Raw genomic sequence first — 13630 nt, forward strand, 5'->3', positions numbered from 1 at the left:
GCGGACGAACGATGAATCCTGTCAAATTCGACTTCGATACCGAGTTCGACCGCAATGGCGAAATCCTGCGCGAAGGAGAAAGCTACAAGCGCTTCTTCACCCAGGACGATGTCGACGCGGCCCGCATGTGGGGCGTCGAGGAAGGCCGTGAGATGGAGGAAGGCCGCTGCGCCGACGCGCTGCAGGCCATCGCCTCCCAGATGCAGCTGATCCTGTCGCGTCTGGCCCATGAATCGGAGGCCCTGCGCCATGAGGCTGCCGGCTTGGCTGTGTCGGCCGCCCGCAAGATCGCCGGTGAAGCCCTGTCGGCTTACCCCCTTGAGACCATCGACAGCCTGGCGCGTGAAACCGTCCAGGATCTGCGGTCCGAGCCGCGCCTGTCCGTACGGTGCGCAGCCGAACTCGTCGAGGACCTGTCGGATCGCCTCGAAGCGACCGCCCGCGATGCGGGGTTTGAAGGCGCGATCTCGGTGCGCGGCGATGCCGGCATGCGCAGCGCCGATGTCCGCATGGAATGGGGCGCCGGCGCGGTCCAGCGCAGCGCCGAGGAAATCGAAGCGCGGCTCAACGATGTGGTGGCCCGCTGGCTCGCAGCGGGCCCCAGTGAAGATGACAGCACCGACGGCGTTTCCGGCCAATCGGCCGGCGCGTCTGCTGCTTGAAGGAGGCCAGAATGGCTGACGAAAACAATTTCGACCTGCCTGATCTGGGCAATGACGCGCAGCAGGTACCGGCGACGGCGCCCGCGCCGAAAGCCGACCAGATGCTGGAAGACGATGCGAAAAACGCCGCCGATCTGGCGCCGGTTTTCGATGTCCCGGTCAACATCTCGGCGGTGCTGGGCAAGGCCCATATCGACGTGAACTCGCTTCTCAAGCTCACCTCCGGATCGGTGGTCGAGCTGGACCGCAAGATCGGCGAAGCGATCGACATCTACGTCAACAACCGGCTGGTGGCCCGCGGCGAAGTCGTCGTGGTCGACGACCGGCTCGGCGTGACCATGACGGAAATCATCAAGGACGGGGACGCGGCCTAGGCCGCCTGAGGACGGAGTAACACCATGCGCATTCTGATAGTTGGCAGCCTCGGCGGACAATTGCACACCGCCACCAAGATCGCCCTGGACCGGGGCGCCAAGGTCTCCCAGGTCGACACGATCGAACAGGCCACCGCGCACCTGCGCGCCGGGCGCGGCGCCGACCTGCTCATGGTCGACCTGTCGCTGGACGTCCAGGCCCTGATCGCCGCCAACGAGGCCGAGCGCATTTCCGTGCCGGTCGTCGCCTGCGGCGTGAATGTCCGTCCGGAAGCCGCCGCGGCCGCGATCCGCGCCGGCGCCAAGGAATTCATCCCGATGCCGCCGGACGCCGATCTGATCGCTGCCGTCCTGGAAGCCATCGCCGATGACGAACGCCCGATGATCGCCCGCGACCCGTCCATGCAGGCCGTCATCCACCTCGCCGACCGTATCGCCGCCTCCGACGCCTCCGTCCTCATCACGGGTGAAAGCGGCTCCGGTAAGGAAGTGATGGCGCGCTACGTCCACTCCAAGTCCAAGCGCGCTTCGGCCCCCTTCGTCTCCGTCAACTGTGCCGCGATCCCGGAAAACCTCCTGGAATCGGAACTCTTCGGTCACGAGAAAGGCGCCTTTACCGGCGCGATTGCCCGCCGCGTGGGCAAGTTCGAGGAAGCCGATGGCGGCACGCTGCTGCTGGACGAAATCTCGGAGATGGATATCCGCCTGCAGGCCAAGCTGCTGCGCGCCATCCAGGAACGCGAGATCGACCGGGTCGGCGGCACCAAGCCGGTCAAGGTGAACATCCGCATCCTGGCGACCTCGAACCGCGACCTGCGCAAGGCCGTGGCCGAAGGCATCTTCCGCGAAGACCTGCTGTTCCGCCTGAACGTCGTCAACCTGGCCCTGCCGCCGCTGCGCGAGCGCCCGGCCGACATTCTGGCGCTGGCCGAGCACTTCACCAAGAAGTATGCCACCGCCAATGCGATCGAGGAGCGGCCGATTTCCGAAGCGGCCAAGACCCAGCTCCTGGCCCGCGAATGGACCGGCAACGTCCGCGAACTGGAAAACGCCATGCACCGCGCGGTGCTGCTGGCATCCGGCCGCGAGATCACGCCGGATGCGATCCGCATGCCGGACGGGTCGGCCTTCACCGGTTCGGGCAACAGCGTCGCCCGTCAGGCGGCCGATGCCGCGCAATCGGTACAGACCGACATGATCGGCCGCACCGTAGCCGAGGTGGAGCAGGACCTGATCCTGAACACGCTCGATCATTGCCTGGGCAACCGGACCCATGCCGCCAACATTCTCGGCATCTCGATCCGCACCCTGCGCAACAAGCTGAAACTCTATTCGGACCAGGGCGTGGATATTCCCGCTCCCAACCAGCCTGTAACCGGCGCCTCCGTAGCCTGATTGGACTAGATCGTGGTCGACACCGCAGCATCCGAAACCGCCGCGTCCAACGCGGGCGGATTTGATACCCGCGCCTTCCTGAACCGCGTCATGCGCGGCGATGTGGCGCTGGCCGTGGGCATTCTCGCTATCCTGGTGATGCTGCTCCTGCCCATGCCGCGCATGCTGCTGGACTTCTCGCTGGCCATCTCCATCTCGGTGTCGGTGCTGGTGCTGATGACGGCGCTCTTTATCAAGAAGCCGCTGGAATTCTCGGCCTTTCCGGCGGTGCTGCTGATCACCACCTTGCTGCGCCTGGGCCTGAATATCGCCTCGACGCGCCTCATCCTGTCGCGTGGCCATGAAGGCACCAACGCGGCCGGCGAGGTGATCGAAGCCTTCGGCGCCTTCGTCATGCAGGGCAATGTCGTCATCGGCGTGATCGTGTTCTCGATCCTGGTGATCGTGAACTTCGTCGTCATCACCAAGGGTTCCGGCCGGATCGCGGAAGTCGCGGCCCGCTTCACCCTCGATGCCATGCCCGGCAAGCAGATGGCCATCGACGCCGATCTGTCGGCCGGCCTGATCAATGAAGACGAGGCCCGCAAGCGGCGCTCCGAGCTGGAAGGCGAGAGCAATTTCTTCGGCGCCATGGACGGTGCCTCGAAATTCGTGCGCGGCGATGCCATGGCCGGCCTGATGATCACGGCGATCAACCTGATCGGCGGCATCATCATCGGTGTCGTGCAGTCGGGCATGTCCTTCCCGGACGCCGCCAGCGCCTACTCCACCCTGACGATCGGCGACGGTCTGGTCTCCCAGATCCCCGCCCTGATCATTTCCGTGGCCGCGGGCCTGCTGGTCTCCAAGGCCGGCGTCGACGGTGAAGCCGACAAGGCCGTCTTCGGTCAGCTGACGGCCAATCCGCAAGGCCTGGGCCTGGTTTCCGGCGTTGCCCTGATGGTCGGCATCCTGCCCGGCATGCCCTTCCTGCCCTTCGCCCTGATGGCGGCCGGCGCCGGCTCCCTCGCCTGGATGAATCGCGATGTGGCCGAACGCAAGGCGCGAGAAGAGGAAGAGGCAAAAGCCGGAAAGGTCGCCGAAGAGGCCGCCAGCAAGTCGAGCGGCGATGCGCCCATCGAGGAAAGTCTGGCCATCGACGAGCTGAAGATCGAGCTGGGCTATGGCCTGCTGCCACTGATCAATGATGTCGACGGCCGCAAGCTGACCGACCAGATCAAGGCACTGCGCCGCTCGCTGGCCGAGGAAATGGGCTTTGTCACGCCGGCGGTCCGCATCGTCGACAACATGGCGCTGGGCAATAACGAGTACACGATCCGCATCAAGGAGCTGGAAGCCGGCCGCGGCGAGCTGCGCCTGCACAAGCTCCTGGTGATGGATCCGGCCGGCCTGCCGATCGACATGCCCGGCGATCACGTGAAGGAGCCCACTTTCGGCCTGCCGGCGACCTGGATCGACGAGGGCATGCGCGAAGAAGCGACCTTCCGCGGCTATACGATTGTCGAGCCGGCTGCCGTCCTGGTGACGCACCTGACCGAGCAGCTGCGCGAAAACATGGCGGACCTGCTGTCCTATGCCGAAGTCGAGAAGCTGATCGACAAGCTGTCGAAGGAACACAAGAAGCTGGTCGACGATATCGCGCCGGCCCAGATCAGCCGCGCCGGCATCCAGCGTGTCCTGCAGTCGCTGATCCGCGAGCGTGTCTCCATCCGCGACCTGTCCACGATCATGGAAGGCATCGCCGAAGCCAGCGCCACGACCCAGCATCTCGATGCGATCGTCGAGCATGTCCGCACGCGCCTGGCCCGGCAGATCTGTCACGCCAACAAATCCTTCGACGGCAACCTGCCGGTTCTGGCCCTCGGTCCGCAGTGGGAACAGGCTTTCATGGAGTCGCTGATCGGCGAAGGGGACCGCAAGCAGCTTGCGCTCGCCCCCTCGAAGCTGCACGATTTCGTCGCTGCGATCAGAAACTCTTTTGAAACCGCATCGGCACAGGGTCAGGTTCCTGTACTGCTGACGAGCCCGATGATTCGTCCGTATGTGCGCTCCCTGGTGGAACGTTTCCGCCCGCAAACGGTGGTGATATCGCAGAACGAGATCCACCCCAGCGCACGTCTGAAGACCCTGGGCCATGTCGGCTGACCGGCCGGAACCCCCGTGTGAACTGAACCAACCATGCGCCTGAAAACCTTCTCTGCCCCGTCCCTGACCCAGGCCATGGCCGATGTACGTCGTGAAATGGGTCCGGATGCGGTGATCATTGCGACATCCGACGCCCCCGGCGGCGGTGTGCAGGTGCGTGCTGCCGCCGAGACGGCCTATGTGCGCGAACCGGCCGAGCCGGTACGCGAGCGCGCCGAACGGCTGCACGCCGAGGCCGAGATCGAACGCGGCATGCGCGAGGACGGCGACCTGGATCGCGTGATCCGCGCGCTTGGTTTCCACCGCACGCCCGGTAGCGCCGCCCAGGCCCTGATCCGCGCCGCCCACGATCTGTCGGACGGTCAGGCCGTCGCCCGCCTCGCCCACGCGATCGAGAGCCGCTACACCTTCCAGCCGCTGCCCGCAGTGCCCGAGCACGCCCTCTTGTTCGCGGGCACACCGGGTGTCGGCAAGACTTCGGCGCTCGCAAAAACAGCGGCACGCGCGATAACCGCCGGCGCCAAGCCCACCCTTATCTCGTGCGACGGCGAGCGCGCCGGCGCCGACGAGCGGCTGCGGGCCCTGGCCAAGCGTATGGGCGCCGAATTCATCACCGCCGACGATCCGCGTGAAATGATCGATGCGGTCGCCGACATTGAAGGCCCCGTCCTGATCGACAGCCCGGCGGTGAACCCGTTCGAGCTGGACGATCTGGACATGACGCTCGCTTTCGCCGACTCTGCCGGGGCTGAAATCATCTATGTCTTCGATGCCGGGCTGACCCCCGAAGACGCCGAGGATGCCGCATCGCTGTTCGCCTCGATCGGCGCCAGCCGCTGCATCCCGGTCAAGCTCGATACCAGCCGGCGCCTTGGTGCGATCCTGGGCGTTGGCGAAACCGGGCTGGCCTTTGCGCAGATCTCGTCCACCCCCTTCATCGGGGGCGGACTGGCCCCGGCCACGCCCTTGCGCCTGGCCCGGGTTCTCATCGAAGACCGTGACACGCCGTTTGAAGAGGCGGACCAATGAAGCTCGCATCCGCACCGCAAGACCGCTCCGCCGGCCGTATCCTGGCGATTGCCTCCGGCAAGGGCGGGGTCGGCAAGACCGCGTCCGCGATCGGTATGGCCCATGCCTTCTCGCAAATGGGGGAACGGGTCCTGCTGGTCGATGGCGATCTGGGCATGGCGAATATCGACGTCCAGCTGGGCCTCCAGCCCGCCGCGGACATCACCAGCGTGCTCAACGGCAAGGTTTCCCTGACCGACGCGGTGGGCCCGGCCTTCGGCGGTTCCCAGAAGCGCGGCGGCTTCGATGTGATCTCCGGCCGCTCCGGCTCCGGCGCTCTGGCCAATCTGGCCGGGCCGGGCCTGACCAAGCTGGCCTCGGGCGTCGCCGCACTCGCCCTCTCCTATGATCGCGCCATCCTGGATCTCGCCGCCGGCGCCGACCGCGCGACGGTGCGACTGGCGCTGACGGCGGACGATGTGGTGATCGTCATCAATGACGAACCCACCTCGCTGACCGATGCCTACGCCTTTGTGAAAACGCTGCGCCTGCACGACGACGGAGCCGCGCCGCTGGTCGTCGTCAACAACGCGCCCGACATGACCACGGCACGCGAGGCTTTCGGCGCCTTCAAGAAGACCTGCGAGGCCTTCCTCAGCTTCACGCCGACACTGGCCGGTATTGTCCGGCGGGACGTCAACGTGCCGGCGGCGATCCGCAACCAGACCTGTGTGTCCGTTCGGGCCCCGGCCTGCGACGCTGCCAAGGATCTGCAGGCACTTGCAGGATCACTCGCGCGCGGCAAAGAAGCGGCCTAAACTGTCTCCCGGACGTAAGCGTAGGGGAGCGCTTGGGGGATGTACGAGACGTTTGGAGACCGGCTGGCCTCCGGCTTTACCGGCTTTGACTGGTGGCTGCTGATTGTCCTGTCGCTGGTCGCTGCACTGATCATGCGCAAATGGCCGCAATGGCCAGCGGCCGCGGCCATTGCGTTTTTCGCGGATGCGGCAGCACCCTTCTTCTACCGCTGGGCTACCGGCGTTCCACCTGATTTCGCTTTTGATTTTGCGATTTCCAGACTCGACGAGCGCGGCGGTATCGTCGTCCTGCTCCGCCTTGCCCTGTACATGGTCGCCATCGGCGGCATTTTCTGGGTGAAGCGGAAATACGGGCGCAAGTGAGCCGCCCCGCACCTTCGCGCACCATTATTCGAATATCCGATAAGCGATATTCGCCTCATCAATTGGCGGAATGCCGCCGCCTGTCCCATCTGTCCCGCAGCCAGCCGCCTGGCCGCCAAGACGAGGGAAATGCGATGAGAACTGCCAAACCGGCCTGACGGCCCCGGCCCCTGTGGGCCGCCCCCACCAAATCGAAACACTGACCACGGACGCCCGGGCGTCCCGCCGGGTCGTCCAGCGCGACCCCGGCACGAGACCGCATGCGCGAAAGGACCCGAAATGGGCGCTATCAGAAATCGCACGGACATGTTTGCGACGGCCCTCGCCGAAGCCATGATCCGCTGGCGCTGGATTGTCATCCTCGCCACAATCCTGGCTACGGTCGGCTTTGCCATGGGCATGCCGCGCCTGGCCTTCGACACCAACTACCGGGCCTTTTTCTCGGACGAAAATCCGGAACTGGCTGCCTTCGAAAACTTCCAGGCCACCTACACCAAGAACGACAACTTCCTGATTGTGGTCCGGCCGGCCGACGGCAATGTCTTCAGCCAGACAACCCTCGCTGCGGTCGAAGAGATCACCGAAGCGGGCTGGCAGGTTCCCTACGCGATCCGCGTGGATTCCATCACCAACTTCCAGCACACCTGGGCCGACGGCGACAATCTGATTGTCGAGGACCTGGTTCGCGGTGCCCGTACGCTCAGCGACACCGAACTGTCCGAACGCAGCGCCGTCGCCCTCAATGAGCCGCTTCTGCGCAACCAGCTGATCACCGAGGACGCCAGCGTCACCGCGATCAACATCGTGCTCCAATACCCCGAAGAGAGCGCGATGGAAGTCCCCGAGGCCGTCGCCGTCGTTCGCGCACTGCGCGACCGGATCGAGGCGGACTATCCGGACATCGACATCGCCCTCTCAGGCGTCTCGATGATGAATAACGCCTTCATGGAGTCCGGGATGGGCGACATGGCGAAGCTCATCCCGCTGATGTACCTCGTTCTGCTGGCCATCATGATGGTCGCGATCCGGTCGGTCAGCGGCACCGTCGCGACGCTGTTCCTGATCCTGTTCTCCTCGATCGTATCGATGGGGTCGGCCGGCTTCCTGGCGATAGGACTGACGCCGGTCTCGGCTTCTGCCCCGACCATTGTCCTGACGCTCGCCATCGCGGACTCGATCCATATTCTCATGTCGATGCGCCAACGCATGCGTGACGGCCTGCCCAAGCGCGACGCCATCGTGGACGCCGTACGGATCAACTTCCTCGCCGTCACGATCACCTCGCTGACGACCATCATCGGCTTCATGGCGCTGAACCTGTCCGACGCACCGCCCTTCGGGCATCTCGGCACGATGACGGCGATCGGCATCGCCGCTGCCTGGCTGCTTTCGATCACCTTCCTGCCGGCCATCGTCAGCGTGCTGCCGATGAAGGCCGCGCCGCGCAAGGCCGATGGCAAGGATGCGACCGCGCGCATGGGGCAGCTGGCCGGCTTCGTCACCCGGCACAGCCGGGGTGTGCTGATCGCGTCTTCGGCAGCCAGCGCAGCACTCATCGCACTGATCCCGACGATCGAGTTCAACGATCAGTGGGTGAACTACTTCTCGCCCTCCCTCGAAGTCCGTCAGGACAATGACACGGCGCTGGAGTATTTCGGCCTCTATCCGATCGAGTTCTCGGTCCCGGCCGACGGCGCCGGCGGCGTGTCGGATCCGGTCTATCTTGAACGGCTCGATGCCTTCGCCAGCTGGGCGCGGCAGCAGGATGGTGTGACCCACGTCTACTCCATCACCGACATCATGCGGCGCCTGAACCGCAACATGCACGAGGACGATCCGGCCTATTTCCGCATCCCGGACGACCGCAGCCTCGCAGCGCAATACTTGCTGCTCTACGAACTCTCCCTACCCTACGGCCTGGATCTCAACGACCGCATCAATATCGACAAGTCGGCCACCCGCATGACGGTGACGCTGGACAATGTCACGACGCGGGAGACCAAGGACTTCCTCGACGCGGCCGAAGCCTGGCTCGCCGAGAACACGCCGGACTACATGCATACATCCGCAACCGGTGCGCAGGTGATGTTTGCCTATGTCGCCGAGCGGAACGTCAACTCGATGATCTCGGGCAATATCATCGCCATCCTGGCCATCGGCCTGGTCATGGTGATGGCACTGCGTTCCTTCCGCCTCGGCCTGCTGAGCCTCATCCCCAACACACTGCCCATTCTCACGACATTCGGGACCTGGGCGTTGCTGGTGGGTACGGTGGGCTTCTCGGTCGCAGCCGTCGGTGCGGTCTCGCTTGGCATCGTCGTCGACGACACTGTCCACTTCCTCACCAAGTACCGGCGGGCCCGTATGGAACGCGGCGCCTCGACCGCCGAGGCCATCCGCTATGCCTTCGAGACTGTCGGCATGGCGGTGGTGATCAACACCATCATCCTGGCGGCCGGCTTCGCCGTGCTCGCCATGTCCACCTTCAAACTGAACGCCGACATGGGACTCCTGACCGCCCTGGCGATCGTCTTCGCCCTGGTGCTCGATTTCCTGCTCCTGCCGGCCCTGTTGGTCGAGCTGTCCAAGCTGACCGCCCCCAAGACCCAATCCGGAGAAAAGTCCAATGAAGACCCTGACTACCAACCTGTGGCGTAACGCCCTTCTGGCGACGGCGGCCTTCGCCGTCATCGCCACTCCTTCCGCGATCGCGCAGGATATCGACCTGCCCGACTGGGTCGACAGCGACAGCGAGCGGCAGGGCTATGAGATCGCCATGCGGTCGGACAATTCCGACAATGGCTTCGGCGACAGCCGTGTGGAGGCCCGCATGGTGCTGCGCAATGCTGCGGGCCAGGAAACCAGCCGCGAGCTGAGCTTCCAGACGCTGGAGCGTGCGGACAATACGGTCGGCGACAAGTCGGTCGTGGTGTTCCACACGCCGGCGGACGTCGAGGGAACGGCGCTTCTCTCGCATGCCCGAATTCTCGAGCCGGACGATCAGTGGCTCTACCTGCCGGCGCTGGCGCGCGTGCGCCGCATCTCTTCGGCCAACAAGTCCGGTCCGTTTGTCGGGTCCGAGTTCGCGTTCGAGGACTTCACGGCGGTCGAGCTGAACAAATACGAGCACAACTACGTCTCGTCCGGTGATGTCGAGATCGGCGGCGAAACGATGACGGTTGATGTCGTCGAGCGTTTCCCGCGCTACGAAAATTCCGGCTATTCGCGCCAAGTCTCCTACATCGACCAGGACATCTACCAGATCCGGCGGATCGAGTTCTTCGACCGCCGCGGCGATCTCCTCAAGACGCTCGACCTGACCGACTACCGCGAATACGGCGACGGCATCTGGCGGGCACACGCCCTGACGATGACCAATCACCAGACCGGCAAGTCCACCGAGCTGGTCTACAGCGACTACGAATTCGACGTCGGCCTTTCCGACAATGATTTCGTGCGCGGCGTTCTGGAACGCCAGTACTGACCCCGACCGCACGGGGTCCGGCGGTTCACCCGGACCCGTGCCCTGCCGCAGCTGCGCCAATGCCCAACGGGCGCAGCTGCGGCACTCTCCAGTCAACGAGACCTCCGATGCTTCCTTCACTGCGAACCCTGCGCTCGCTTGTTCTGCCCGCGCTGATCCTTGCAGCCGTTATCGGCCTGGCCCACGCCACCGCCCACGCCCAGGACTGGGATATCGGCGGGTCGGCCGGGGTCGAGACCCGTATCTTCCTGGACGATCCGGCCTGGCCCGGACAGTCGGACGATGTGCAGTCGTCGATCATCCTGGAAGGCGATTTCCGCTGGCGCAGCGAGGATCGCCGGCATCAGCTGGTCGTCGTGCCCTGGGCGCGGATCGACAGCACCGATGACGAGCGGACCCATGCTGATCTGCGGGAGGGATTTTACCGCTACATAGGTGACACATTCACGCTCGAAACCGGCCTCATAAAGGTATTCTGGGGTGTCACTGAGTCACGCCATCTGGTGGACATCATCAACCAGACCGATCTCGTCGAGGATTCCGACGGCGAGGACAAGCTGGGCCAGCCCGCCCTTCGCCTGACGAGCCAGCGCGACTGGGGGCGGCTGGAATTCTTCCTCCTGCCCGGCTTCCGCGAGCGGACATTCCCCGGCCGCGACGGACGGCTGCGCGGTCCGCTGCCGGTGACGCAAGCACCGCTGTATGAACATGCCGACGAGGAACGCCATGTCGACCTCGCCGCGCGGTGGAGCCATTTCCTGGGAGACTGGGATCTCGGTCTGGCGGCCTTTCACGGCACGGACCGCGAGCCCGTCTTCGCGATCTCGGACAGCGGCGACAGCCTGCATCCGCTCTACCGGATCATCACCCAGGTCTCCGCCGATGTGCAGCTGACGCGCGGCCCCTGGCTGTGGAAGGGCGAAGCGATTGTCCGCGAAGGTCAGGGCGACACGTTCGGCGCGTTTTCCGGCGGGCTGGAATACACCTTCTACGGCATTACGGCGTCCGGTGCCGATTTCGGCGTGCTGGCGGAGTATCACCTCGACGGACGGGACAGCGATCCCGCCATCGCGCCGCCGACCGCTTTCGACAATGATATCTTCCTGGGCGGACGGCTGGCGCTGAACGATATCAACGACACCGCGATCCTCGGCGGGGCGGTCATCGATACGGAAAATGGCTCGACCGCAGCCCTGATCGAAGCGGAGCGCCGTTTCGGCTCCTATATATTCCTGGAACTCGAAGGGCGGTTTACGCTCAATGTGGACGAACGGGACGCCCTTTTTCCGGCCGACCGCGACGATGCGCTCACCCTTCGCCTGACCCGGCACTTCTGAGGCCGGGCGAAGCGAGAGGCGCAAAGGATGGCCATCATGTCGCTCAAGCATGTCGATCTGAATCTGCTGATCACCTTCGAGGCGCTCTGGCACGAACGCAATGTGACGCGGGCGGCGCGGCGGCTGAACGTGTCGCAGCCGACGGTGTCGAATGCGCTCGCGCGCCTGCGCTCGGCGTTCGGCGACCAGCTTTTCATGCGCTCGCCGCGGGGTATCGAACCCACGGAACGCTGTGTCGAGATCATCAAGGATGTCCGCGAGGCACTGCGGCATATCGAGCAGGCGCTGGACAGCGGCCCCGCCTTCGATCCGCGCCTGTGCCGGCGGGAATTCCGGATCGGCAGCGCAGATTATTTCGACCTGTTCATCCTGCCCGGCCTGATGGCCCACATGGCAGTCGAGGCGCCCCAGATCGATCTGCGCCTGCGCTCGCCCGATCTCGACGAGGGGCTGGACATGCTCGACGCCGGCGAACTCGATTTCCTGCTGCACAAGGAAGCGCCGGCGGCCAAGCGCTTCGGGGTCAGAACGGTGATGCAGGACCTGCATGCCTTCACGGTACGCTCGGACCACCCCCGGGTCCGTGCCATGCCGGACATCGGGCTGTTCGCAGATCTCGCGCACGTGAATTTCTCGCAGCGCGGCGACTCGGAGTCACACGTTGACGAGACGCTGGCCCGGATGGGTTATCGCCGCCGCGTCGCCGTGACGACACAGCATATGGGCACGGTCGCGCACCTGGTGCGGACGACTGATCTGGTCGCCACCGTGCCCGGCCGGCTCGCCAGGAAGATGGTGGATGAAGGCGGTATCACCGCCTACCCCCTGCCCTTCGAGATCGACTGCGTGCCGATCGCGCTCTACTGGAACCGCCGCTTCGAACTGGACGGCGCGACACGCTGGATGCGTGACGCGCTCGTCCGGTTCTGTCAGTCGGTGCCGCCGGCGGCCCTGCCATTCCAGCAGGGGCTCCCGCGCGAAGTCGTCGCCGCCCAGTAAGGCTTATTCGACGACCGTGATCTGGCTGTCCAGCAGTGCTTCGGCTTCGGCGTAGGCTTCGCCGGTCGTGGCAATACCGAACAGGACGCGCTGGCCTGCCTCGAGCACCGGTCCGTAGAGCTGGGTTCCTTCGGCATCGTCTTCGATATGGAAGCGCCGAGAGCTGGCCTCCAGATGGTTGAAGTAGCCCCGGACCAGCTCCCAGTATTCCCGGGTCGCAGCCCAGTAGTCGTGAGCGGCCTGGTCATTGCTCAGATCGGTATTGCGATAGGTGTTCACGCCGATCTCGCGCACCAGCTCGTGCACCGCGCCGTCTTCCTCGACGACAAGCTTGGAATTGTCCTGCTCATGGGTCCAGCCCCACGGCATGACGGTGTGGCGGTTCACGGCAGCGATCACATCATAATCGTCACGCGTGGTATCGTCCCGGCGCGGCAGTGGGCGCCAGGAGACCGGCGGCTCCCAGGTCGAAACGCCATCGGCATCATGGGTCCAGGGCGCGACCGCGGCATAGCGCGGGCTGTCATCCACCTGGTAGACGGTCTGCGACCAGGCGCCGGCGGCTTCGGCAGCGGGAACCGCTTCGACGGTCCAGTCGTCATGCCCCTGGAAAGCCAGCACGGTTTCCGGCTCATAGCGCCAGTCCTGGCGCCAGTGCTTGACGATGAAGGGCTCTTCCTCCGGCCCCACGATCAGCAGGTGCTGAAGCATGATGAAGTCGCCGGTATCCTCGACGACGATCACGACTTCACGGGCCGGCGTCAGCTTGGGCTCGGCCAGTTCATAGCCTTCGGCCACGGGCACCGTCTCACGGAAGTCGAACGTCACCGCGTATTCGCCCTGCATCGCCAGGATCGCCTCGCGGTCCTGCTCGTAAAGGGCGCGGGAGCGTTCAGGCAGTTGCTCGACAGCCGCGGCCTCTCCGCCTGCTGCGGTGTTCGTGGTGGCGCAACCGCCGGCGGTCAGTACGGCCGCGACGGCAGCAAGATAGGCGATCTTCATAAAAACCCTCATCCATCAGACGTGCCCCGAAAGGCACACGTGT

General features: G+C 64.9%; 12 protein-coding genes. 11 read left to right on the forward strand and 1 reads right to left on the reverse strand.

Going from position 1 to position 13630, the window contains the following annotated elements:
• Window positions 1–11: 11 nt before the first annotated feature.
• The 11 genes from JJ918_RS03260 (at window position 12) to JJ918_RS03310 (ending at window position 12585) form a co-directional block, all read left to right on the forward strand.
• Window positions 12–662: a FliH/SctL family protein gene (locus tag JJ918_RS03260; protein WP_291883198.1), complete on the forward strand. Its 651-nt coding sequence runs from the start codon at window positions 12–14 to the stop codon at window positions 660–662.
• Window positions 663–763: 101 nt separating this feature from the next.
• A complete protein-coding gene (fliN, locus tag JJ918_RS03265; RefSeq protein ID WP_348509235.1) occupies window positions 764–1036 on the forward strand; it encodes a flagellar motor switch protein FliN in 273 nt (90 codons plus the stop codon).
• Between the two features lie 24 nt (window positions 1037–1060).
• On the forward strand, window positions 1061–2431 hold the full coding sequence (locus JJ918_RS03270; protein ID WP_291883203.1) for a sigma-54-dependent Fis family transcriptional regulator: 1371 nt from the start codon (window positions 1061–1063) through the stop codon (window positions 2429–2431).
• Window positions 2432–2521: 90 nt separating this feature from the next.
• Window positions 2522–4576, forward strand: coding sequence for a flagellar biosynthesis protein FlhA (flhA, locus tag JJ918_RS03275; protein ID WP_367277630.1), 2055 nt, complete (start codon window positions 2522–2524; stop codon window positions 4574–4576).
• 33 nt (window positions 4577–4609) lie between these two features.
• A complete protein-coding gene (locus JJ918_RS03280; RefSeq protein WP_291883209.1) occupies window positions 4610–5605 on the forward strand; it encodes a flagellar biosynthesis-like protein (FlhF) in 996 nt (331 codons plus the stop codon).
• Window positions 5602–6402: an AAA family ATPase gene (locus JJ918_RS03285; RefSeq protein WP_291883213.1), complete on the forward strand. Its 801-nt coding sequence runs from the start codon at window positions 5602–5604 to the stop codon at window positions 6400–6402. Before JJ918_RS03280 ends, JJ918_RS03285 begins: the two co-directional genes overlap by 4 nt.
• A 39-nt stretch (window positions 6403–6441) precedes the next feature.
• The gene (locus JJ918_RS03290; RefSeq protein ID WP_291883215.1) at window positions 6442–6765 is read left to right on the forward strand and encodes a hypothetical protein; all 324 of its coding nucleotides are present in this window, start codon (window positions 6442–6444) and stop codon (window positions 6763–6765) included.
• A gap of 306 nt (window positions 6766–7071) precedes the next feature.
• Window positions 7072–9423 (forward strand): MMPL family transporter, encoded by a 2352-nt coding sequence (locus tag JJ918_RS03295; protein WP_291883217.1) that lies wholly within the window; start codon window positions 7072–7074, stop codon window positions 9421–9423.
• Entirely contained in the window at window positions 9392–10249 is an 858-nt protein-coding gene (locus JJ918_RS03300) for an outer membrane lipoprotein-sorting protein (protein ID WP_291883218.1), read from the forward strand. The genes JJ918_RS03295 and JJ918_RS03300 overlap by 32 nt, the downstream gene beginning before the upstream one ends.
• Before the next feature lie 107 nt (window positions 10250–10356).
• Window positions 10357–11586 (forward strand): hypothetical protein, encoded by a 1230-nt coding sequence (locus JJ918_RS03305; RefSeq protein ID WP_291883220.1) that lies wholly within the window; start codon window positions 10357–10359, stop codon window positions 11584–11586.
• A gap of 36 nt (window positions 11587–11622) precedes the next feature.
• Window positions 11623–12585 (forward strand): LysR family transcriptional regulator, encoded by a 963-nt coding sequence (locus tag JJ918_RS03310; protein ID WP_291883223.1) that lies wholly within the window; start codon window positions 11623–11625, stop codon window positions 12583–12585.
• Window positions 12586–12588: 3 nt separating this feature from the next.
• Here the strand turns inward: JJ918_RS03310 and JJ918_RS03315 are convergent, their stop codons facing one another.
• Window positions 12589–13587: a DUF6607 family protein gene (locus JJ918_RS03315; protein WP_291883225.1), complete on the reverse strand. Its 999-nt coding sequence runs from the start codon at window positions 13585–13587 to the stop codon at window positions 12589–12591.
• Window positions 13588–13630: the final 43 nt, after the last annotated feature.

The sequence above is a fragment of the Maricaulis sp. genome, assembly GCF_017642925.1.
Lineage (GTDB): Bacteria > Pseudomonadota > Alphaproteobacteria > Caulobacterales > Maricaulaceae > Maricaulis.

Coding starts and splice junctions, on each gene's coding strand:
- JJ918_RS03260 (WP_291883198.1), top strand. CDS start 12: ATGAATCCTGTCAAATTCGACTTCGATACCGAGTTCGACCGCAATGGC.
- fliN (WP_348509235.1), top strand. CDS start 764: ATGCTGGAAGACGATGCGAAAAACGCCGCCGATCTGGCGCCGGTTTTC.
- JJ918_RS03270 (WP_291883203.1), top strand. CDS start 1,061: ATGCGCATTCTGATAGTTGGCAGCCTCGGCGGACAATTGCACACCGCC.
- flhA (WP_367277630.1), top strand. CDS start 2,522: ATGCGCGGCGATGTGGCGCTGGCCGTGGGCATTCTCGCTATCCTGGTG.
- JJ918_RS03280 (WP_291883209.1), top strand. CDS start 4,610: ATGCGCCTGAAAACCTTCTCTGCCCCGTCCCTGACCCAGGCCATGGCC.
- JJ918_RS03285 (WP_291883213.1), top strand. CDS start 5,602: ATGAAGCTCGCATCCGCACCGCAAGACCGCTCCGCCGGCCGTATCCTG.
- JJ918_RS03290 (WP_291883215.1), top strand. CDS start 6,442: ATGTACGAGACGTTTGGAGACCGGCTGGCCTCCGGCTTTACCGGCTTT.
- JJ918_RS03295 (WP_291883217.1), top strand. CDS start 7,072: ATGTTTGCGACGGCCCTCGCCGAAGCCATGATCCGCTGGCGCTGGATT.
- JJ918_RS03300 (WP_291883218.1), top strand. CDS start 9,392: ATGAAGACCCTGACTACCAACCTGTGGCGTAACGCCCTTCTGGCGACG.
- JJ918_RS03305 (WP_291883220.1), top strand. CDS start 10,357: ATGCTTCCTTCACTGCGAACCCTGCGCTCGCTTGTTCTGCCCGCGCTG.
- JJ918_RS03310 (WP_291883223.1), top strand. CDS start 11,623: ATGTCGCTCAAGCATGTCGATCTGAATCTGCTGATCACCTTCGAGGCG.
- JJ918_RS03315 (WP_291883225.1), bottom strand. CDS start 13,587: ATGAAGATCGCCTATCTTGCTGCCGTCGCGGCCGTACTGACCGCCGGC.